Source organism: Stenotrophomonas maltophilia (assembly GCF_013464485.1).
Classification (GTDB): domain Bacteria; phylum Pseudomonadota; class Gammaproteobacteria; order Xanthomonadales; family Xanthomonadaceae; genus Stenotrophomonas; species Stenotrophomonas maltophilia_AW.
This window is the reverse complement of the sequence record NZ_RAUX01000005.1, coordinates 29434-50313: the sequence shown is the minus strand read 5'-3', so window position 1 is coordinate 50313 and position 20880 is coordinate 29434. Positions and strand designations below refer to the sequence as shown.

The window sequence follows — 20880 nt, the reverse complement described above, 5'->3', positions numbered from 1 at the left end:
CTCCTCGTTACTTGCCCAGGTGCTTGCGAACGGCCGCAGCGGTGGGGCCCACGGCTTTGACGGCGGCCCGGAGCTCGTCGGCGGACACGCCCAGCGCCTTGGTCCAATACTGGAGCTCGTAGTCTTCGTTGACGTTGATGCGGTCGCGGTCCGGGCTGCCGGTGTTCTTCTTGTCGTCGCTCATGAGAATCTCCTTGGGTGATCAGGCGCTCTTTCGAGCCTTCTTGGCGGGGGACTTCTTTGCGGCTTTCTTTGCTGGGGCCTTCTTAACGGCGGCCTTCTTGGCAGGCTTGCTGTCTTTGGTGGAGGGCTTGGAGGCGGTCTTCACCGGCGTTGCCTTCGCCGGGGTGCGCTTGTTGGTCTCCAAGCTCTTTTGGAGCAAGGCCATGAAATCCACCACGTTGGTCGCCGAGTCATCGCGGTGCTCCGGTTCCTCAAACGTCGTCGTGGCACCGGCCTGCTTGACCCGCTTCTTGATGATGTCGGACAGGCGCTCGCGGAACTCGTCCTGGTAGCTGTCCGGCTCCCAGTCAGAGGTCATGCTCTCAATCAGCTGCTTGGCCATTTCGAGCTCTTTGGGCGCAACCCGGTAGTCCGACGCCCCCCCCTGCGGCAGTTTGTATTCGTCCGGAGCCACCAACTCCTGCGGGTAGCGAAGCAGGATCATGATCAACGCATCGCCTTCGGGCATCACCGCGCAAATGTATTCGCGCGTGCGGATGACCACCCTGGCGATGCCCACCTTGCCGGTTTCCTTCAGGGTCTCTCGGAGCAGGACATAGCCCTTTTCTGCCTTCTTGCCAGGCACCAAGATGTAGGGCTTTTCGAAGAACCTCAGCCCGATGCTCTCGGCGTCGACAAACGCCTCCACGTCGATGGATTCGTGCGTTTCTGGCGCGGCCGCAGCGATGTCTTCCTTCTCAATAACGACGTAGCTTCCCTTGTCGTATTCGAAGGCTTTGACGATGTCCTTCCAAGGCACTTCTTCGCCGGTTTCGGCGTTGACCCGCTCGTAGCGAATGGGCTTTTTGTTTCGTGCGTCCAACATGCGAAAGCTCAGATCCATGCGACGCTCGCCGGACATGAGGGACACCGGAACGTTGAGCAGCCCGAAGGACAACGAACCACTCCAGATAGGCCTGGGCATGCCAGCCGCCTCCAATCCTAGGGCCTTTCGTTGTAGGCCCGCCCGCGTCGGCCGGGCGTGAACCCGGCCGGCGCGGCGCAGTGGTTACTTTTTGGCTTCGACGCCCGGGGTGGCGTCGCGCACCATGAACTCCTCGGTCACCTCGGGCAGGTGGGCCGCCAGCCAGTCAGCCATCGCCTCTTCCTGCACGAGGATTTCTTCGCAGACCCGGGCCGTTTCTGCATCGCCCGCCGTCTTGGCTGCGGCGATCAGGGCCGTGTAGGAGGCGATCTCGAAATGCTCGAAGACGTAGCCGGCCATCGCGCCTTTGACGATCTCATCGGAGGCCGTCATGCCGCCGACGGCCTGACCGAAAGCCGCCATCTTGCCCATCACGTCCTTGAGGGTCGACGGCGAGCCGCCCAGGCGCTTGATGCACCCCTCCAGCAGTTCGCGTTGACCGATGGTTTCCTGAATGTGTTCCTCGATGCGCGCCTTCAGCACCGGGTAGTGCTCGATGCGGGACGCCTGCCCCTTGAGCATGGTCTCCGCCTGCTGCTCCATCGCGTGGGCGTCGCGGAGCCAGTCCAACAGGTTCTCTTTGAGCTCTGCCATGAATCTCCTCCTATCGTGTCGGGCGAAGCCTTACCGTATCGAGGCTGGGATGCGGATCAAGCGATCCCCGAGTGAAGGCTTGGCGAACGGCGGAGCGTCCGAGACCGCCGATGTGTGGGCCTGGCGATCGATGGTCTTCGTGGTGAACGGCGCGCATGCAACGCATTCGCAGGCCATTGACCGCTCCCGCCCCATGCTGAACGCTCCTCAGCGCCAGGCCATCCTCATGACCCGTTCCGCGCTTTTGCTCGTCTTGCTGGCCCCCTCTCTCGCCTTCGCTCAGCAGGGGGACGGAACCGACGTCCAAGCCAACGTCCACACGTTCAAACCGGCCAAGGCAGAGGCGACGCCTGAGCACGTTCAGGCCCTGAAGGTGCCCAGCGGCTTCCAGGTGCGTCCCCTTGCGCAAGGCCTTCAGATTCCCCGGATCATCGCCGTAGCGCCGGACGGGCGGATTTATATCTCACGTCGAGATCAAGGCGACGTGCTGTTGCTGGAGGATGCCAATGAAGACGGAGCCTTGGACGCCGAACCGAAGGTGGTCTTCTCACGTCCAGGAGCGCACGGGCTGGCCATCGCCAACGGGCAGCTGTATGTCGCCACGGCCAACGACGCGTGTATCGCGCCCCCATACGCCCGGACGGCACGTTGGGTCCAGAGGAACGGATCATCAACGACCTGCCCGATGGCGGTCAGCACCCCAACCGCACGCTGGCCTTTGGCCCTGATGAGATGCTCTACATCAGCGTGGGCTCGTCCTGTAACGCGTGCAACGAGACCAATCCCGAGCATGCGGCGCTGCTGAGGTCCTCGCCGGATGGCAAGAGCCGGTCCATCTTTGCCAGCGGCCTGCGGAACACCATCGGCTTTGCTTGGAACTCCAAAACGGGGGAGCTGTGGGGGATGGATCACGGCATCGACTACTTGGGCAACGATGAGCAGCCCGAGGAGCTCAACCGCATTCAGAAAGGAAAGAAGTATGGTTGGCCCCACATCTGGGGCAAGGACGGGGTGAATCCCCAGAGCACCCCGCCAGGGCAGATCAGCAAACAGCAATGGGCGGCGACAAGCGAGCCCATGGTGCTCGGCTACACCGCCCACGCGGCCCCCATGCAGATGCTGTTCTACACCGGCCAGCAGTTCCCGGCAGCTTACCGGGGGGACGCCTTCGTGACGATGCGCGGTTCCTGGAACCGCAAGCCTGCGTCGGGCTACGAGGTGGTGCGGGTTCGTTTCAACGCCGGCAAGCCGGTCGGGTTTGAGCCCTTCCTGACAGGCTTCCTGGTCGACAACGGCCAGGCGCATATCGCAAGGCCCGTCGGTCTGGCGATGACGAAGGGCGGTGCACTTTTGGTCGGCGACGATGCCAACGGCGTCATCTACAGAGTGACTTACGGCCCAGGCCAAGCGTCCGCCTCCCCCGCGACCGCAGTGCCTAGCGGGCCCTTGATGGCCCAAGTCAATCAAGGCTCGGGCGTGCCGTTGGCCAAGGATCGGATCGGCAAAGCCGCCACGTTCGAGTTCCGCTCCCCGTCGTTCTCCTCGGGCCAAGCATTGCCTCCCCGCTTCAGCGCGTATCACGACGATGCATCGCCCGCTCTTTCTTGGAGCCCGGTGCCTGGTGCCAAGTCCTATGCGCTGATCATGGAGGATCCGGATGCAGCCAACGTCAAACCCTTCGTTCACTGGGTCGCTTACAACATCCCAGCGACCACGCAATCGCTGCCGGAGGGCCTGCCGGTCGATCCGCGACTCCTGAAGCCGGAGGGAATGCTGCAGGGGGTGAACAGCCGGGGGTCTGTGGGGTATTTCGGCCCCAAACCGCCAGTGGGCGATCGACCCCACCATTACCACTTCCAGCTGTTGGCCTTGGACACCGTGCTTGATATGAAGGCCGGGGCAACGCGGGACGAGGTGCTGAAGGCCGCGAAGGGCCACATCCTAGGCGTGAGCGAGACCGTGGGCACCTACCAGCAGGTCGAGGCCCCGCTGAAATAAAAAAGGGACCCGAAGGTCCCGACCGGTGCCCAAGGCCCGGAAACTCAATGAACCTCCAGTTCCTGGCAAAGGGACTGGAGGGCCGCGGCGATCTCTTTTAGGCGAAACGGCTTTTCAAGGAAGGGCGTGCCTTTGAAGCGTTCGGGCAGCCGGTTGGCCCCAAGGCCGGTCGTAAACAGGAACGGCACCCCCAACTCGACCAAGCGATCGGCCACGGGGTAAGACTCGACCCCGTTCAAGTTGACGTCCAGCACCGCAACATCGAAGGCCGCCTCCTCGGCGCATGCCAAGGCTGTGGGCAAATCTTCGGCCGTCTTGGAGACGTCGTAGCCGACTTGGGCAATGGCCTGCTCCAAGACCATCATGAGAGTGGGTTCGTCCTCTACAAGAAGAACCCTTACTGCTTTGCCGTCCAATCCCATGACTTTCTCCCTACAAGCGCTCTGAGTGGATGTGCCACGATTGGACAGTGTGGCCCGAGGGCTCGCCCGATTTGTTAAGAGGGCGCAAAAGGATGACGGCCGTCGCTCTTCTACACTGCGCACTCTGTCGCCCTTCGGTGGCCCTGCCGAGAGGATGACCCATGAACCAACCAGCGAAAGCGAAAACCGATTTGAGGGACGAGAGCCGGCAGTTTGCCCTGCTGGTGAACTCGGTCACCGACTACGCCCTATACATGCTCGACCCCAGCGGGGTGATCCAGACCTGGAACCCGGGTGGGCAACGAATCAAGGGCTACCAGGCTGCCGACGTGGTCGGCACCAACTTTTCCCGCTTCTACCTGCCCGAGGAGGCCCAAGCCGGCCTACCAGAGCGAAACCTGCGGACCGCGGCCTTAGAAGGGCGCTACGTCGCCGAGGGCTGGCGATTGCGGCAGGACGGGACCCGCTTTCGTGCCAGCGTCGTGATCGATCCCATCTGGGAAGACGGGGAACTGGTGGGGTTTGCCAAAATCACCCGCGACATCACCCAGCGCCACGAAGCGCAGGAGCAGCTGCTCCAAGCCCAGCGCGATCTCCTGCAGGCGCAGAAGATGGAGGCCATCGGCAAGTTCACGCTCGGCTTGGCCCACGATTTCAACAACCTGTTGACCATCGTGGCCAACTGTTTAGACCTCATCAGCCTGCGGGTGAAAAACGGAGGCGTGGCCAAGCTCATCGATACCGCGCAGCGGGCCGCCGAGCGCGGGGCCCTTCTGACTCGGCAGTTGCTGACCTTCGGCAAGGGACAAACCTTGGTGCCAGAGGCAGTCGACTTGGCCGCCTTGATGGCCGAATGCGAAGCGATGCTGCGCCGCTCCGCCGGCGACGCGATCGCATTGACCGTCGAAGTTTCCCGGGGCCTTCCGACCCTGTCGCTGGACAAGGCACAGCTGGAGGCCGCAATCCTTAACCTGGTGTGCAACAGCCGCGACGCCATGCCGAAGGGCGGAACGATCCTCATCACGGCGTCTGCGCGGCAAACCCGTGATCCTACGTTGCCCAACACCAGTGAAAGACCTTACATCTGCCTGAGCATCCGAGACGACGGTTCAGGGATTGAGGCAGACCAGCAGGCCAGGGTATTTGAACCGTTTTTCACCACCAAACCCATTGGAAGGGGCAGCGGGCTGGGCTTGAGCCAAGTGTTTGGCTTCACGGCCCAGTCCGGCGGGTTCACCGAGCTCCAGAGCGAGCTTGGGAAGGGAACCCGCGTTAGCCTTTGCTTCCCCGCACCAGAGCATTGAGATGCCGATCCACGTGTTGTTTGTTGAAGACGAAGACGATCTCCGCAGCGTCGTCGTCGAGGCCCTGACCTCTCAGGGCTTCCAAGTCACTCCCGCCAGCAACGGGGACGAGGCCCTCGTCCTCCTGCGCGGCAGCGCCAAGTTCGCGGTGGTAGTGACCGACTTCAACATGCCGGACAGCGCCGACGGGCTGGAGGTCGCGGCGGAAGCCGCGGTTGCTCAACCCCAGGCCCGCGTCATGCTCGCGTCTGGCCTTCAACGCTCGCAGCTGCCCCCCCTGCCCGAGACGGTTCGATTTCTCCCGAAGCCTTACCGCTTCCGACAGCTTGTGACGGCGATCCACGAAGACTTGGGTTGCACGTAGGGGTCGGATTCCTTGCGCGGCCTGGCGGTCGCCAACAACTCACTTCCCCACCAGTGCGCGCCTGCTCACCAGAAACATCAAACGGTCGATCGCCGTTGCGTTCAACGCTTCTCCATCCCCCCGCACCTTGAAACCGGCCCAGTCGCCCACTGCGACCTCGCTCAGCTCCTTGACTTCCACTGGCAACCAGCGCATGGGCCAGTAAGGCAAGCGGCGATCCGTGATCGTCCCTCTTTGCAGCTCGATCAGATCGTGATGGCTCGAGGCTCCGAGCACCCTAGAGAACGCCACGTCCAACCCGTCCGGGGGTCCCTCCAAGTATTGGAGGAAGCGCGTCCCGTCGAACAAGAGCACCCCACTGACACCTGCGTCCCGGTTAAAACGAGTTGCGTCGTCGACCAGCTCCTGGAGCTTGCCGCTCCGGAGGCCAAGCAGATCGCCGCGCAACGCGTCGGACGCCTCGCTGACATACACCACAGCCCTGATGGGCATTGGGCGCTCCTTCTCAACTGGTCTGGCCGTCCCCCCTTCCACGGAATGTAGTCGTGCCTCGGCGTTTAGGCAATGGCGCAGACTAGAGGTCGAAGGTTTTCCAAGTGATTGCTGGTAAGGACGGGGATCGTCTGGTCCGCCCACCCGCGAAGGGGATCCGGACGCTTAGTCGCACCTCACCTCCGCCACAACCCCAATGCCCTGCAGCGGCGACGGCAACACGGCTTTGCACACGCCCGACACCTCGACGGCCATCCCCGGCTCGGGGTGCTCCAAGTAGAGCGCTCCGTCGTAGCCCACCATTGCTTGTTCGTTCGGCGTAGATGCCAGGGTGCCCGGCGCGATGCTGACCCCTGTCAGGGTGAAGGCCCGGGCGTTTTGGGTCAGCACGGGGAAGGTCACCCGCACGCCGCCTTGGCGGGGCGCCACGGATTGCTTCTCGGTCTCGCCGATTTCCACGCCCACGGGCAGGCCCTTGTCCTTCAGGCTCACGGTCGTGGTCATGAGCGCGGGGATGTTGGTGACCAGCACCCTACCCCTCTTGTTGGTTTTTCCCGCGGGCGCGCCGTTGACCCGCACCAGCAAGCCCGCTTGGCCCGGCACGTCCACGACCGCATAGCTGGCGTAGGCCGGACGCCCGAAGGCCACGCCGCGGTGGTCCAAGAACACGGAGCCGGAGAAGTTGGCCGCCACCTGGGTTTGGCCGTCGTAGCGGTCCAGCATGATCCGGGCGTCGCCGTAACGGGTCATGGCATCCGCCGTGGCCCGCGTGCTGCCCTGATCGCCCTCGATGTGCTCTGCAGCCAAGCGAAGGCCGCCCTCGGTGCGGTAGGTGGCCCGGGTGGTCAGGGAGTCTTGGCCTGGAGCTTGGCGGGCGCGCACGCCCACGCTGGCCTTGCTGCCGAAGCGGTAGGTGTAGCTGGCGGCCACTTGAAGATCGTCGCCTTGGAGGTCTCGGAGCACGTTCGCGGAGACCTCGCCCGCGGTGCCCAGGTTCGCGCTCACGCCCAACGAAGCGAAAGCCAGGCGAGAGCGCCCCGTGTCGATGGCGCTGTAGGTGCCGCGCGCGGCGAAGCGGCGATCCGGGCGGTAGGAAATGCTGGCTTGGGTGCGCGACGCGATGGGCAGCGCCGTCTCGCTCTGCAGGCGCCAGAAGCCGTTGTTCTCGTCATGCTCCAGGCGGACGCCAAACGTGGGCCCTTTATACTCGTAGGCAGCTGCCCAGCGCGTCCCGCCGTCGCTTGAACGCCCCACCTCGCCGTCGAGCACGCCCCAGGTGCCTGGGGCCCAGGCGGAACCCACAGTGACGTTGCCCTTGCCGTTCCCGCCCACCTGTCCACCCGCTCGAATGGTCCAGCGGTCGTTGACGCCTTTGGCCCAGGAAGCACTCACGCCGGCCGTGGCATAACGATTTTCGTCTTCGCGGACTTGGCCAGCGACGATTTCCCAAGCGGAGAGGCCGGGGCGCAGCAGGGTTGGCGCGACGTAGAGCCGTGCATTGGAAACGGCGGTTTCTCGGCCGTAGGCGTCGCGCACGACCACCGCCGTTTGGCTGGCTCCCAATGCCGCGTTTCGGCCGTCCACGGTGAAGGGGCCGGCCTTGACGTCTTGGCGCGTGATTTCGGCATGGTTGGACAGGACCTTGACCTGCCCCGGATCCAACGCGATGCCCCCCAAGGTGGGGACGGGCCACGTCGGCGTGAGCGGATCCAGGGCAGCCGGGTCCTTCGCGAGGCGAACGCCGCCCAGCGCCACGGGCCCGATGCGGGGCGTGGCGTAGACATCGCCAGCTTGCCAGGTCCGTTGGCGCTGCAGGTCGTCTTTCTGCCACGTAGTCATGCCGCGGCGCATGCCAAACCCGCTGGGGGATTGGTTGAGCTGCCCAGTGGTGGAGACCACGCCCCAACGCCCTCCGGTGCGCGCCTCCAGTGCCAAGGACGTCGCTTGTTGGCCGCCTGCAATCTGGGTGGCGAGGTTGTAGTTGACCAAGACGCCCCCGATGGCCGGCGAGGCCCGGGAAACCTGGGTGCCGCGTGGGGTGAGGTGCTGGGCTGGCTTGCGGTCGGCTGGGATGGTGAGCCGAACCGTGGCGTTCTCGGGGTTGTAAGTCACCGCAACCCCGAGCTGCTGTTCGGTGAGGTCATGGCCCTCCTCGCCCGGGCGAAGGGTCACGCCGAGCTGCTGCCACGTTGAGGACTCGGCCACCCACGCCCCGTTCTGCTGCCAGAGCACCACGGGGTCCTTGGCGGGCTGGCCGTTGGCCAGGATGGGCGCTGCAAGCACGGGCTCCACCCCATCTGGGATGGCCGCGTGAGTGCTGCCGATGGACAGGGCCAGCGCGAGGCCCAGGACGCTTCCCCGCCGCACGTGTCGCCCTCAGTTCACGGGGACGGCGACGGAAGAGCCGTTGACCGCGATCGTGAGCGAGGCCGCTTTCAAGCCGGGCTTGAGCTCAACCAGCTTGTTCTGACCAGGGAGCACCCACCCCAGCGCCCCTTCGCGCCATGCCGGCATGCCTTGAGGACCGACGGCGGTCAGACGTGCGGCGGTCGAACCGGTGTTGGTCAGCAGAAGGCCGTCGGCGGTGAAGCGGGCCGTGAGCACCGGAGGACCGGCCTTGGCGTCTTCAAACCCCACCGGCAGGTTCTGGTGAATCAACAACTGCACCTGGCCCGCCGCGGACGGCTGGGGCAACTGGCGCAGCAGCACGCGGTAGTAGCCGGGCGTGCCGACGCCCTGGGTGCGGACCAACCGCACGGCCCGGCGGGACCCAGGTGGGATTTCGACAATGGACGGCGCCGCAAGCACGGTTGTAGCTGGGCTGGTCACGTCCTGCCCGCTGGGATCTTGGGACCAGTCCAGCACCGTCACCTGAAAGCGCTCGGGGATTTCACCGTGGTTTTCCAAGGTCAACGCCCCTGCCTTTTCTCCAGCCGGGGCCACGATGCTTGTGGGAAACAACGACACGTTGCCCGCCCACGCAGGAGCGGCGCACAGCAAAAACAATGGAACCACCAACAAACGCTTCAACATCATTCCTCCAAATCGATCACCTCCTTTGATCCAACCAAAACATTTAAAGTTGTCAACCCACCCTCAAAAGAAAACCCCCGGAGATATCCGGGGGTTTGGTAGAAACCCTTTGAGGGTCAGTAAGTCAGGGTGACCGCAATGGTGTCGGAGAAGGTCCCGCCGGGCACCTTGTTCAAATCGTAGAAGGCATAACCGATGCCGATCATCTGCTGCTCACCGGTCCCCACGCCCTCCCAAGCATCGGCCCCACTGCCCCACACTTGGCTGGCACCAGGATCTTTGAAGAGGCCGTAGGCGACGAAGTTTCCGGCCCCATCGGACACGGCGCGGTGATTGGGACGAGCAATCGCGGCGCCGTAGTTCAACCCATCGCCAGGCACGATGCTGAAGGCGGTGCCTTGGTTGCAGCGAACCATCAACGCACCATTGGAATAGCCCTGCGTGCCGGACGCCAAGCCGTTGTATTCACCGCCGCCCAGCTGGGTCACGAGCAGGCTGCACTCGTTGTTCACGGTCGCAGAAATCATCAGGTCTTCGGTGACGTCAGCGGCGGACGCCGAAGTGGCAGAAAACGCGGCCATCAAGGCCAGAGAAAAAGAAAGGGTCTTGCGCATGAAAAATCCTCCTCGGATTTAGGGAAAGGGAAAGTGGCCCGGATTGGGCTTGCTTCACCAATACTCGATAAATCCATTTGCGCAAGAGGATCTGCTGACAAGATTTTGCGGATCCCCTCCAAGTGCTTGCACCGAAGACACGAGTTAGCTAAAAAGCAATCGCCGGTCGCAGAAGCGTCGGTGTTGTGCCCGCATAGCCAATAGGCTCCGGGTGCCCGAGGTCCACCCAATGGGGGCGCGGGAATCTTTTTTTGATTCCGGAGCCATCCATGACGACCAAGCGCCTCAAATCCATCCGCACATCCGCCTTCCATGCCCAGTCTGGCCGCTGCTTCTATTGCGGCCTTCCGATGTGGCTCGCGGCTCCTTCAGAGCTTGGGCTGAAGCCCAGCAAGGCCCGAGCCTTTCAATGCACCGCCGAGCACCTGGTCGCCCAGCAGGACGGGGGCCGAGACGTATCCGGGAACGTGGTGGCCGCACACGCCCGGTGCAACCAGTGCAGGCATAAGCGGAAGGGGCCAGCCCCTTCCCCTGAAGCGTTCCGGGCGCTGGTTCTGAAGCGGCTGGCAGTGGGAAGATGGTGGCCAAAACAGCCGCCAGGGATTGGGCATGCTCCTGTATGACCTCATCAAGCTCTACGAACCCTCGTTTGAGCCGGCTCGCACCAAGGTTCACTTGGCCCGAAACAATAAGATCGAGGATCCGATCGATGTTTGGCTGGACGGCCGGTTTGACGACTGGCAGTGCTGGCAGCGGCAGCGGAACTTCGACCGGGACATGGTCTTGTCCCTCATCCAAATCCCCAATACCTACCGTTGGATGTTCGCCGGCCTCTTCCGATCCGTGGGAAGCAGGCCCGATGTGGATGCCAACGGAACGCCCCACGTTGACTACACCTTGGAACGCATCGACAGCACACTTGCGTTAGAAGGACGCCTCTTCGTGACGGGGAAATACGTCAGCCGCACCTCCTACCTCAGAGGCGAGACCCTCACGGGGGACATGGTGGTGCACGAACTTCTGGCAGAAAAGCTGGGAGACGGAGAGTTCCCTGGGTTCGGACAAGTGGACATCGACAAAGATACCCTGGACCGCGTCGTTGCCAGCGGCAACAACTCTTGGCGTGCCGCTCTTTCCAGTGTGAAAGGCATCTATCTCTTAACGGACAGCAAGACCGGCCTGCTCTACGTCGGAAAAGCAGACGGCGACGCCGGCATCTGGGGACGCTGGCGCCAGTATTCGAGCACAGGGCACGGCTGGAACAAGGCCTTGGTCCAAGAGTTCGGCATCAAGGCCACTGACCGTCAACGGGATCTCCGCTTCTCGATCCTCGAAGTCATGGACCGGCGCTCCCAAGAGAGCCAAATCGACAAGAGGGAGTCGCACTGGAAGCGGATCTTGATGTCCCGCAACGGCTACAACCGCAACTAGCAATGTTCAGCTGAGCCGCAGAGAACCGTCATCTTGTGATCATAAGCGCCATGCCCGTGCCACCGCGTGCTCGGATTCCGAACGCTCTTTCAGAAAGACAGGCGCTCAGCGATCCAATCCATCCATCCGGACCGTGCAGCCGTCGCATTGGCGCTCAAGGGTCCACGCCCGGGGATGAGGTCAAGGGCGTCGGCTTCGGCGCGGAACTGAGGGAAGAACGGGCCATTGACGCCCATCACGAAGAAGTCGCCTTGTAATGCGCAACAGGCTTGGCAATGGTTGACCCAGTAAGTGGCATCGGCGGTTTCCGAGCGCCCTGGCTTGAGCCAAGGTGCCGCCTCGCGCACGTGCGCGGCGACGTGATCGTCCAAATCATGGATCCCGTGCAACGTGGCCGCATCGCCTGCTTCCGGCTCGTCCTCTGGCTCCTCTACGTCTGCGAAGTCCACGAAGGACGGGACCCACACCGACGTTACCGGCGTTGCCTCGCCGCACGTCCAACACTCCACGCTGGCCTGCAGGAGTGCATAGCTCGGAGCGGACAAGGTTCGTGTCATTTGCGCTGCCCCACGTCCGCGGCTCGCACCTCTTGAAGGCGCAGGGACAGCTTGCTGGCAGACACCTTCCCTCCACCACTCCCGCGCGCCTCACGGACAACCGCCAGGGCCATGACCACGGCTTGGAGGAGATCCGATTTCGTCCGCCCCTGCTCGCTCCACTCGCCCGGAAGGTTCGTCAATGCAGCGACCGCGTCCTTCCCTGACAAGTATTGGACGCACGTCAAGGCGGACCAATGAAGCCCAAACTGGGTGCGCAGTCGTGTTCCCGCCTCCTCTTGCAAGAGCGTTCCTTCCGCCATGTCGAGCAACACGTGTGCAGCGGCCAACGCCTTGGACGGGGCATTCGCAGGGCCTTTGTCCACGGGATTAAGCAGCCGGCTTCGGCTTGGCCTTCTTGGCAGGTTTCCGAATCGGCTTTGCCTTCTTGGCGACCTTGCCCACCTTCGCAGCTCCCTTAGCCGCGGCCTTCTTCACCTTGCCAGCGGCGGGCGGGAACTTGGCCCCAGGGTTGGCCTGCGCCCATGCCTTGCCTTCGGCCGACCTGGCCCATGCCGTGAAAGCCTTGGGTGCCAGCCCTCGGCCTGCCCAGGTCTCTCCGGTCGGGAGTCGATACTTGGGGGCGACTTTGCCGAGCTTTCGGCCCTTCAGCGACCCCGCAGAAGGTTTCGGGGAACGCGCCGGCTTGACGTCGATGGCCTCGCCAATGAGCTTAGCAATCTGGCGACGCTGGGCAGCACTGAGAAGCTTCGCATACTTCTGAAGCACCGCGATGGCCTTAGGAACCTCACCGTCGCGTTTCTCCACCAACCGTTTTTGGGCTTCGAGTTGTTTGATTTCCGCGTTGATCGACTGAAGGGTGGTCAAGGCCAAGGCAAATACTCCGTTGAGGGCAAGCAAGGGTTATAGCCGATCGGCGGACCGAGGACCAAACTGCCTCGACGCGAATGATCGGTGCTTCCGAGGGTAGCATTGGGCCCTTTTCCCGAAGTGGGACAATACGCACCGCCCCACCCCGCTCGATCGGCACCCTACCCGGACAGGCGGACGGTCCACATTGACCAGCCAACCGATCTGGTAGCCGATATCTCGCCTAGTGAGACAGGTGGGCCTCACCATGCGCCAAAACATTGGCACAGTTCCGAAGAATCCATCCAAGCCACGATCTGTGTAGCATATTGCATAGGCCCTTCTAGTCGGCCGCACTTCTATCTCAAGGAATGAACAGGGGGAATCGATGGAAATCCTGAATGCGGTAGCACACAAGGTGAACAAGGACAGAGGCGTTAAGGGAGCGAGCCTTGGTGAGGCCAAGGGGGAGCTCGCAAGGACGGACGAGCTTAACTCGTTGATGCTCACCCTCCTCGACAGCTACAACAATCGCAGCTCCAGATTTGCCGGATCATTTGAGGAGGATGAGGACAACTACCGTTTCAGCGTCCATCTCAGAGACCACTTGGATGGAAAGACAACCTTCATCGAGTTCTCGATTCATGCAGGCCGTCGATTGGTTGTCTCGATGAACGACGTCATCTTTGCTGGCGGCGGCTACATGCTGATGCTTCGATATACACATCAGCAGAGAGACATGCTGATGGTTGCGAAGTTGAACCCTCAGTCCGGAGCCATCTTTTCTGACGACCTCGACAAGGTCGTGCGGGCGCCATATCTGAACTTGGATCGCCTCCAAGTCGCCGCCCGAATCGATTTGGCAGCTTGGCTTGCTGGCGGAGAACGCTACCTCAGCTTTGTGTTAAAGAAGAACAAAGACGAGGGCCCGTCCGACTACTTCCAAGATTTCGTGGGCTGCAAAGTCGATCAAGACTCAAAAGTAGAATCAAAGAAGCTTGTGCTGGTTGTGAAAGATTTCGCAAGCAGCTTGGTGGATGCCGGGGCAATGCCAGCCGGCGACGTACCCGACCTCCAGCGTCGAGCATTTGATTACGTTGAGGGCCTGAGGAAAAGCGAATCGCCTCGGCTAGATGACTTCGAGGGGTTGGCCAATGCAATCTGGCCCGATGAGCCTGCAGCGTTCGTTCACTTCCTCAACGGCCATGAAAGCGCCCCATCGGCAGGATTTCTTCCCGATGCCACGTCCATCAAGGCACTGTCCGATATCAACTACAAGAGCAAGGAGCTTTCACTCAAGATGACCTACTCCTTCAAGCAGGAGCACGTCCATCTTGACGGAACGACTGTTGTTATCAAGCACGCCCCTGAAAAACTGATCCAGGAACTCAACGAGTCCTGACATGCCAGCATTCGATTCAATCGTCGGCCTATGCCGTTTGAGCCGCACCTGCCAGATCGCAGGTGCCAACTTGATCGTGCGAACCGAGTCATCTGCTGAAGTGTCGGCCCTTATCGACGCCATCGAGGCAGGCGGGCGGCGCGTCGCCACGGTCTTTGAAGGGAAGGAGCGCCCGTTAGGGGTTGCGGGCATTGAACATGGATCTGAGATTGAACTTGTAGTGCACGGTGTTTCGAAGGCTGGCGAGGTCGTCGCGCAGAATACTGGTGCTCTGCTTTCATACAACATGGGGCGGTTCCAGGTCGAAGCACCGGAAACCTTCTATTTGCTCCAAGAGGACTATGCGCTCGGCGAGGCCCAAGTCCCAAGCCTTGTTGCCGCCTACTTGCGTTGTATTGAGTTCGCGGAAATCCTCAAGCGGGTGGCCGATGACTTCCGCGCGGGCATCGGCGGCCCAGGCACAGCCATCATTCTCACTGGCCGCAAGTTGAGCATCCCGCTCACCTACAGCCAGTGGCTCCTCGATGATGTTCCTTCGGCAGAGGACTTATCGCAATCACGTCACGCGATTTTTGATGACCACCTCAAGATTGGTCGGCTCGACGCGATCAAGCGTGTTCTCGTCAGGTTTTTATTCAACGTCCCCACCGAGCAGCGCTTCGAAGTTCTACTGCGATCGTGGGGCGAGATCATGCAGGCATTCCTGTCAGACTTCGACATCTATGCCTCTGGGTTCAACTTCGACAAGGCAAGAGAGGAGTTTGAGCGCCGGAAGCTCGATTTCGTCGTCAAGATGAATGCTGCAAGCTCCGACGCCATGACCAAGCTCATAGCCATTCCGGTGGGGCAAGGCTTGCTTGCGAGCCAGATGAAGACGGATGCGGCTTACACCGTAGTGAACCACGCCCTTCTCACTGCGTCCTTTGTATTTCTTCTAGTTGCTGCAATGCTGGTTGCCGCTCACGTTCTGACACTTCGCCAGGTGGGCTTTGAACTGAAAGCCGAATCGGAGATGCTGCGGCAACGCGCACTGCCCACCTACAACCAGCTGCGCCCAATGATCGAGCAACTGCAAACGCGGCTTCGTTTCCATCAATGGGGAGTTCCCATCGTCATGTCGATCCTTTTGCTCGTCACCACCGGCATGACGCTTATTGCCTACTCGGAACTGACGGCGACCACCTGAGCCTACTGGACGCAGTAAAGGTCACTGGCCGACTCGAAAATACTGGCTCCAGCCTTGTCATGTTCACTGTTCACATCTAGGCGAAGCGATCCCGGCCAAGTTGCAGTAGCGGTAGACAGCTGAACTGCTTACCCCAAGGTCTCGGGCTAACCGAGCCCGGCTCACCTCTTTCAAACGGCCCCTCACTTGGTCCACGCCCAGCCCCCGCAAGCTGCGCTGCTCCGGCCTTTTCAGGACACGCCCTAACCGAAGGGCTTGGCGGTCCAGGCCGATAGTGGCCGGCGACACACCCAAGCGCTGGGCCACCTCGGCCGAGGTCAGCCCGGCTCCGACCAGCTGCTGCACCTGCTGACGGCGCTCGATGAGCTCGCGGGCTTGGCGGGCCCGAAAGGCCTGCCGTCCGGAACCGGCCAGGCGGTGGCGCCTCACAAAGCGGTTCACGGCTTGGTGGGTAACGCCCAGGCGTTGGGCCAAGGCGCGCTGAGTCCCCCCTTCGTCCAGCAAGGATTGAACCTGGGCCGGGGAGCAGCCGCCGAGGAAGCCTTTGCGTGGAATCATGATGGAGTGGCCTGACGACGTCGCCCATCGCGCGGCGCTTTGAGACCTGCTCTTTTCATGTAAACAGATATAGACGACGCGCTGACCCCAAGATGCAGAGCCACAGCGTTGGCCGTCTGGAATCGGGCGAGCAGGATCTCGACCTCTGCTCGACTCAAGCCCGAGAGGGTCATTTTCTCMGCCGGTTTACGCATGCCCGGAAGCTTCAGCGGTTTGCGGTCGCTCGATGGTGTAGTGGCCTGGCGGCATCGCCCGTCCCGTGGCGCTTTGAGGCCGGCTCTCTTCATGTAAGAGGACACATGCGCCCCACTGGTTCCGAGATGCAAAGCCACTGCCTTGATGGTCTGGAATCGAGCAAGAAGGGCCTCTATCTCTGCTCGACTCAAGCCCAAGAGGGTCATTTTCTCTGCCGGCAGACGCACACGCGGCAGCTTCAGCGCTTGGCGGTCGGCCGTTATGCATGCGTATGGCACGGCCAACTGTTGCGCCATTTCAGACACCGATAGGCCGGCCTCGCTCAACCGGCGCACCTCTTTGCGCCGAGCCAGAACAACCGCCTTCTTTCCGTTTTGCGGCATGTCCAGTTCGTATTTCTTGCAAAACAGGCTAACCGCTTGCTGAGTGACGCCGATCCGAGCCGCCACACGGGTGCGGGTGCCCAGTTCGTGGAGCAGGCTCAGCACCTCCTCGACCGAGTGCCCTGCAATGCTGCTCGGTTGTCGTTGGCAGACCGGCAACCGCAGTCCAAGGGCTTGAGCATCTTTCTGCAAGGTGTAAACAGCCACCCCGAGGAACCTTGCGATGTCCTTTCGTGCCATGCCGGCCTGAATGCAGGCGCGGACCGCATAGCGGCGTTGGCTCACATACGCCCGGTAGCGCTCCGAGGGCATGGCATCCGCAGGATCCACACGCTGGGCGTGCTCGATTTGCTCCGCTTCGCCGTGTGCGTTGCGGTGCGCGGCCAGGGCGTCGTCCACGTCCTTGCTGAAAGGCGTGTTGCGTTGGGCTGCGTCGTAGATGGCCCGGATGTCTGCGGGCATCGGCAACAGCTCGATGCCATCCGGCCCGGGAAGAACGCCTGGGGCAAACAAGGTGGACGGCTCGCGTGTCATCGGCCCACCCAGTAGCCCAGCCCCGCGCTAAGCAAGGTGGCCGCGTATAGAGCGGCGTCCTCAGCGCTGGAAATGTTGAGGGCCATTACCACCGCCCCGAATGCGAGCGTGAGGACGCAACCCGCGAAGATCCCCCCAAAAATCGCGAAATCCACGTAGAGCGATGCGTCGCGCTTCCCGGCGCAAAAAAGGGCCAGCGATTGCTTTACGGTCGGGTAAGTCAACGCGATCATAAAAGAGAGAAACGCCGCCGAGCAGAGAAACACAGCAAGGACCAGCATGGAAAGGACCAGCATCGTCAACGCACTCATCCGCGCGACCTCCCCTTGCCCCAGAAAAAGGCCAGCAGACAGAGCACCGCGACCGTGCCGAGGACAAACAGGCCTCCCCCGGTGGCGAGCTGGTGCCAGACGCTGAAGGTGGCTTGGGCCAAGAACGCGGCGATGACCACCATCCCAACTCCAAACAGCCCGCCATGGATCACGACGCGGCCGTGCGTGCGAGCGTCTCGCTCACCGCCCCTCACCCGTTGCCAGGCTGCCTTGGCGTCGGCAAAGCGCTTCAGCGTCCAGAGAGGGACCAGGACCATGAGGCCGAGCAGGGTCAGCAAAAGAATCGCGCTCACCATGGGCGGCCCCCCGGGTGACTTCTGAGAGGGCGCGCTTGGAAGGTGAGAGGTTGGCCCCACTGGCTGGGCTTGAGATTCCACGCCATTGGCAGGTGGTGCAGCTCGTGAGGTTGCGCAGGGGAGCAATCCATGCCGTCTAGAATGAGGTGACCGTAATGGTGGGCAATGCTTTTGAATGTGGCTCCCATTAGCGCCGCCCTTTGCCGGTCGTTGCCGCGTTGGCAGAGCGCACGCCCCAGCCCTTGGCTTGGCGCAACCGATCGATCTGGGCTGCTGCTTCGTGAGAAAGGCCCAGGTATCCGCTCTCGTCCATCAAAACGTGGCCTGGAGATTGCTTGAAGTCCTCGATGCTCAGCGCGGCATCGGGGCGCTTGCGGAAAAATGCGAGCCATTTCATCAGCGCTGCCCTCCAACGGCTACATTTTCTCTGCCCGCACCGATGACTACGGATACGGAAGCTGCCTCAAGCTCTGTAATCACTGGCTGCGCGGTCCCTTCGGAGCGGAGAAAAACTTGATCCCCCACCTCAAAAGCCCCCTGCTCGTCGCCCTGCATGTAGAACGGCAGAATGCGGCCAGCGATGCGCAGCGCACATACGCTGTCATCCACACCGTTGTTTCGCGTGTCGCGGCATGGGACGCGCTCATACGTCACTCGGAGCGTGTAGTAGCGCTGCGCCTCGTCAATCACCCACAGCGTGACGCTTTCGCGTGTTGCGGGGTTCTTCTTCAAGATTGAGTTGTAAGCCGCGTATGGGCCACGGCCCGGCGCTTCCATGGGTTCGAAGGACTGAACCCCGGTGGCGGTTTCCGTGGGGGACGCCTCCCAGGCGTGTGTGACCCTTACTGCGATGGTGTGCGGCGTGATCACGGTGGCATTCACCCCGACGGCAACGGCGACCGAATCGCTACGGGGCTCGGCGGCGCTGGCGGCAAGGGGGAGCAGGCTGGCAAGGGCCAGAGAAAGAATCAACGCGCGCATGAGGCCTCCTTTTTTGAATGGGTTGCACTACCCATAACAAACGGTTTGGTTTGCGCAAGGGGATCGGGAAAAGAAAAGGCGGCTTTCGCCGCCCTTTCCCTTGGCCTTAGAAGCGCGCTCGCAAGCGAGGGGCTTCCAGGGTTTGGCCGTCCTGCCCATGGGCCTTCATGGCCGCACCGACCTGCCGTTGGGCGTCGGCCCCAAACCCGCCTTCCGGTGGTTTCCAAGCGTTGGCAGCGGGAAGAAGCTCGTCCAAGAGCTTGGATCGGTTGTGGCATCGCAGCTCGTTCTCAGCGTTGCTCAAGAACGACTTGGTCTCTCGTTTGCTCGCAAAATCGATGGGCTTCATGCCAGGCTCGTTTCGAAAGCCGTTGACGTAGTTGTCAAAGCCTTGCTCGCCGACGAGCTTACACTCTTTGTTCCAGTCCGCCCCTGCGAACACCAGTTCTCGGCAGAGTTCCGTGTTCCCCTGCTTCGCCGCTTCGTGAAGGACGCTGTAGCCGGCATAGTCGTTGTAAGCCCAGCCCTCGTCTCCGTCGATGTTGAACGTTCGGTTCCGACTGACCAGTTCTTCGTTGGGATCCACCTGCTCCAGCAGACGTTTGGCGTCGCCGGCCTCAATGAGTTCCACAATGTTGAACACGCGGTCTTGCGCCTCCTTCGTCTGCTCCGCCTTTTCCGCGGCCTGCTCTTTCGCTTCGGCATCCCAATACCGAGCCTCGTGGTAGTGATCCCGGGTCGCATAAGGGGTTTCCCCCCTGTCGTTCTCCACATGGTGTTGCGAAACGCCTCTCCCCACCCCATCGACCAACTCTTCCATCGCGCGCTCGTCCGCGGTATGGGCAGGAATGTTTCCCTCCATGTCTTTTGCGTCAACCTGGGCCCCGGCCAACACCAACGCCTGCACCATCTCCCCCGTTTTGACGTAATGAAGCGCGGTTCGGCCCAGCGCATCGGTGTCCCTCACACTACCGCCCTGCCCCAACGCAGCGACAAGCTCGCTGGGCGTCTCGGCCAGGAAAATCGGGTCGGTCGCCGCATCGACGCGCTCACGCGGCGAAAAATCGTCTCGGTGGTTCCGAATACTTTCTCGATAAAGCATAGGATCATGTTTTAGCGCTGGCTCGCCATTCGAGTTCAGCAGGGAGGGATCGGCCTTGGCATCCAGCAAGCGCAGCACAACGCTTGGGTCGCTGGCCAGGTGGAGCGGGGTGTCTCCCCCGTCCGTCCGCAGATTCACGTCGGCGCCGGCATCGATAAGCATGTGGCAATCGCCTTCAAGCCCTCGCTTCGCAGCAACATGCAGAGCGGATTGCCCTTGGCTTAGGGCATTGACATCCGCTCCGGCCTTCGCCAACAGCGCCAAACCTTCCGCAGTAGGTTTTTCGGACCAAGCGGGTTCCCTTTGGTATGTGCTCAACAGGCGATCAAAAGGCGAACGCCCTTGTTTGTCCAACGCGTGAACATCCGCCCCAGCCGAGATAAGCAGTTCCATCTGCCACGGCTCCTGACATTTATGCAAGGCGGAATCGCCGCGCGCGTCGCGATACCCTTTCACATCGGCGCCGTCTTCGATGGCCTGCCTTACCTCGTGCTCGAAGCGACCCTTCGTCTTCAGACCAGCGAAGGCCAAAGTGTTCCCCAACCGATCCGTTGCCTCATCGTTGAACGATGGGGGCACACTTTGAGGGCCCTCAACGGGCGAAAGGGTTGCCGGCTCCGCTGAAGCCACTGGCCGCTGGCTTGAATCATCCAAGCGCTCCCGGACCGGGGGTTCAAGCGGCTCAGAAGAAGCCACGCCTGGTAGTTCCGTGTCCTTTTGACGGATGAAGGGTCGAAGTAGATTTGAAAAGACATTGCCAGCCATGGTTCCTCCGCTTGGTGAGTGATACTCATGTCTTAACAAAGAAAGGGGGATGCGCAAGGGGCTGCAAAGAGAAAAGGGGCGGCTTTCGCCACCCCTCTCAACCCAGCGTAAGAAGCTCAAGAAAAAACATGGCGCCTAGTTATTGATTTCTCAGGTCGGTTAACTAAGCATTCTTTCCACCCCGGCGACAGCAACCACCGGAAACCACCAAAAACAGCAAGGATAACCACCCAACCACCTTCTAACCGCTCACCCTGGAAAAGTTCTCAGTTAGAAGTAGAGGAATCGGACCACAGCCGGGACTTCCCCCAGCACATTCATTTCTAACTCGAAACCTCAAA

At 61.7% G+C, this 20880-nt stretch carries 23 protein-coding genes; 7 read left to right on the top strand and 16 right to left on the bottom strand.

Translation table 11 applies throughout. From position 1 onward, the window contains the following. Window positions 1-7 precede the first annotated feature (7 nt). The 3 genes from D7Y61_RS02665 to D7Y61_RS02655 form a co-directional block, all read right to left on the bottom strand. A complete protein-coding gene (locus tag D7Y61_RS02665; protein ID WP_008266817.1) occupies window positions 8-184 on the bottom strand; it encodes a DUF3606 domain-containing protein in 177 nt (58 codons plus the stop codon). Between the two features lie 18 nt (window positions 185-202). Beyond that, window positions 203-1147, bottom strand: a complete 945-nt coding sequence (locus D7Y61_RS02660) for a Ku protein (protein ID WP_049419341.1) — start codon at window positions 1145-1147, stop codon at window positions 203-205. A gap of 84 nt (window positions 1148-1231) precedes the next feature. After that, window positions 1232-1741, bottom strand: a complete 510-nt coding sequence (locus D7Y61_RS02655) for a ferritin-like domain-containing protein (RefSeq protein ID WP_049419343.1) — start codon at window positions 1739-1741, stop codon at window positions 1232-1234. A 615-nt stretch (window positions 1742-2356) separates the two neighbouring features. Here D7Y61_RS02655 and D7Y61_RS22705 point away from each other — a divergent pair. After that, window positions 2357-3739, top strand: a complete 1383-nt coding sequence (locus D7Y61_RS22705) for a YbhB/YbcL family Raf kinase inhibitor-like protein (protein ID WP_197697522.1) — start codon at window positions 2357-2359, stop codon at window positions 3737-3739. A gap of 44 nt (window positions 3740-3783) precedes the next feature. Here the strand turns inward: D7Y61_RS22705 and D7Y61_RS02645 are convergent, their stop codons facing one another. Next, on the bottom strand, window positions 3784-4161 hold the full coding sequence (locus D7Y61_RS02645; RefSeq protein ID WP_180864876.1) for a response regulator: 378 nt from the start codon (window positions 4159-4161) through the stop codon (window positions 3784-3786). 161 nt (window positions 4162-4322) lie between these two features. On the opposite strand from D7Y61_RS02645, the gene D7Y61_RS02640 reads away from it, so the two are divergent. Both D7Y61_RS02640 and D7Y61_RS02635 read left to right on the top strand, forming a co-directional pair. Beyond that, complete coding sequence (locus D7Y61_RS02640) at window positions 4323-5465, top strand: two-component system sensor histidine kinase NtrB (RefSeq protein WP_008267080.1); 1143 nt, start codon at window positions 4323-4325, stop codon at window positions 5463-5465. 1 nt (window position 5466) lies between these two features. Continuing rightward, entirely contained in the window at window positions 5467-5829 is a 363-nt protein-coding gene (locus D7Y61_RS02635) for a response regulator (RefSeq protein ID WP_049441106.1), read from the top strand. Window positions 5830-5868: 39 nt separating this feature from the next. Here D7Y61_RS02635 and D7Y61_RS02630 read toward each other — a convergent pair whose 3' ends face one another. The 4 genes from D7Y61_RS02630 to D7Y61_RS02615 form a co-directional block, all read right to left on the bottom strand. Beyond that, window positions 5869-6321, bottom strand: a complete 453-nt coding sequence (locus D7Y61_RS02630) for a BLUF domain-containing protein (RefSeq protein WP_100437276.1) — start codon at window positions 6319-6321, stop codon at window positions 5869-5871. 165 nt (window positions 6322-6486) lie between these two features. Next, the gene (locus D7Y61_RS02625; protein WP_180864875.1) at window positions 6487-8604 is read right to left on the bottom strand and encodes a fimbria/pilus outer membrane usher protein; all 2118 of its coding nucleotides are present in this window, start codon (window positions 8602-8604) and stop codon (window positions 6487-6489) included. A gap of 93 nt (window positions 8605-8697) precedes the next feature. Next, complete coding sequence (locus D7Y61_RS02620; RefSeq protein ID WP_180864874.1) at window positions 8698-9354, bottom strand: fimbrial biogenesis chaperone; 657 nt, start codon at window positions 9352-9354, stop codon at window positions 8698-8700. A 116-nt stretch (window positions 9355-9470) separates the two neighbouring features. Continuing rightward, window positions 9471-9968, bottom strand: coding sequence for a Csu type fimbrial protein (locus tag D7Y61_RS02615; protein WP_008266871.1), 498 nt, complete (start codon window positions 9966-9968; stop codon window positions 9471-9473). 269 nt (window positions 9969-10237) lie between these two features. Here D7Y61_RS02615 and D7Y61_RS22755 point away from each other — a divergent pair, with 269 nt between their 5' ends. Both D7Y61_RS22755 and D7Y61_RS02610 read left to right on the top strand, forming a co-directional pair. Continuing rightward, window positions 10238-10591: an HNH endonuclease gene (locus tag D7Y61_RS22755; RefSeq protein WP_425602129.1), complete on the top strand. Its 354-nt coding sequence runs from the start codon at window positions 10238-10240 to the stop codon at window positions 10589-10591. Further along, window positions 10578-11399 carry a GIY-YIG nuclease family protein gene (locus tag D7Y61_RS02610; RefSeq protein ID WP_180864873.1) on the top strand — a complete coding sequence of 274 codons (822 nt, stop codon included), beginning with the start codon at window positions 10578-10580 and terminating at the stop codon, window positions 11397-11399. Before D7Y61_RS22755 ends, D7Y61_RS02610 begins: the two co-directional genes overlap by 14 nt. A gap of 89 nt (window positions 11400-11488) precedes the next feature. On the opposite strand, the gene D7Y61_RS22530 is transcribed toward D7Y61_RS02610, so the two are convergent. Together D7Y61_RS22530 and D7Y61_RS02600 are read right to left on the bottom strand one after the other, a co-directional pair. Next, the gene (locus D7Y61_RS22530) at window positions 11489-11770 is read right to left on the bottom strand and encodes a hypothetical protein (RefSeq protein WP_258010188.1); all 282 of its coding nucleotides are present in this window, start codon (window positions 11768-11770) and stop codon (window positions 11489-11491) included. A gap of 555 nt (window positions 11771-12325) precedes the next feature. Beyond that, window positions 12326-12829, bottom strand: a complete 504-nt coding sequence (locus D7Y61_RS02600; RefSeq protein ID WP_180864871.1) for an H-NS family nucleoid-associated regulatory protein — start codon at window positions 12827-12829, stop codon at window positions 12326-12328. A gap of 364 nt (window positions 12830-13193) precedes the next feature. Between D7Y61_RS02600 and D7Y61_RS02595 the strand changes: the two genes are divergently transcribed. Together D7Y61_RS02595 and D7Y61_RS02590 are read left to right on the top strand one after the other, a co-directional pair. Next, window positions 13194-14207 carry a nucleoid-associated protein gene (locus D7Y61_RS02595; RefSeq protein ID WP_099595996.1) on the top strand — a complete coding sequence of 338 codons (1014 nt, stop codon included), beginning with the start codon at window positions 13194-13196 and terminating at the stop codon, window positions 14205-14207. Between the two features lies 1 nt (window position 14208). Further along, entirely contained in the window at window positions 14209-15393 is a 1185-nt protein-coding gene (locus tag D7Y61_RS02590) for a hypothetical protein (RefSeq protein ID WP_100442703.1), read from the top strand. Between the two features lie 554 nt (window positions 15394-15947). On the opposite strand, the gene D7Y61_RS02585 is transcribed toward D7Y61_RS02590, so the two are convergent. The 6 genes from D7Y61_RS02585 to D7Y61_RS02560 form a co-directional block, all read right to left on the bottom strand. Continuing rightward, on the bottom strand, window positions 15948-17063 hold the full coding sequence (locus D7Y61_RS02585) for a hypothetical protein (protein ID WP_049419365.1): 1116 nt from the start codon (window positions 17061-17063) through the stop codon (window positions 15948-15950). Continuing rightward, the gene (locus D7Y61_RS02580) at window positions 17060-17374 is read right to left on the bottom strand and encodes a hypothetical protein (RefSeq protein ID WP_024957519.1); all 315 of its coding nucleotides are present in this window, start codon (window positions 17372-17374) and stop codon (window positions 17060-17062) included. Before D7Y61_RS02580 ends, D7Y61_RS02585 begins: the two co-directional genes overlap by 4 nt. Further along, window positions 17371-17691: a hypothetical protein gene (locus tag D7Y61_RS02575; RefSeq protein ID WP_040008455.1), complete on the bottom strand. Its 321-nt coding sequence runs from the start codon at window positions 17689-17691 to the stop codon at window positions 17371-17373. The genes D7Y61_RS02580 and D7Y61_RS02575 overlap by 4 nt, the downstream gene beginning before the upstream one ends. Before the next feature lie 187 nt (window positions 17692-17878). Then, on the bottom strand, window positions 17879-18088 hold the full coding sequence (locus tag D7Y61_RS02570; RefSeq protein WP_008266166.1) for a hypothetical protein: 210 nt from the start codon (window positions 18086-18088) through the stop codon (window positions 17879-17881). Further along, a complete protein-coding gene (locus tag D7Y61_RS02565; RefSeq protein WP_024957517.1) occupies window positions 18088-18672 on the bottom strand; it encodes a hypothetical protein in 585 nt (194 codons plus the stop codon). Before D7Y61_RS02565 ends, D7Y61_RS02570 begins: the two co-directional genes overlap by 1 nt. Before the next feature lie 106 nt (window positions 18673-18778). Next, window positions 18779-20539: an ankyrin repeat domain-containing protein gene (locus D7Y61_RS02560; protein ID WP_080354581.1), complete on the bottom strand. Its 1761-nt coding sequence runs from the start codon at window positions 20537-20539 to the stop codon at window positions 18779-18781. Between the last annotated feature and the right edge of the window lie 341 nt (window positions 20540-20880).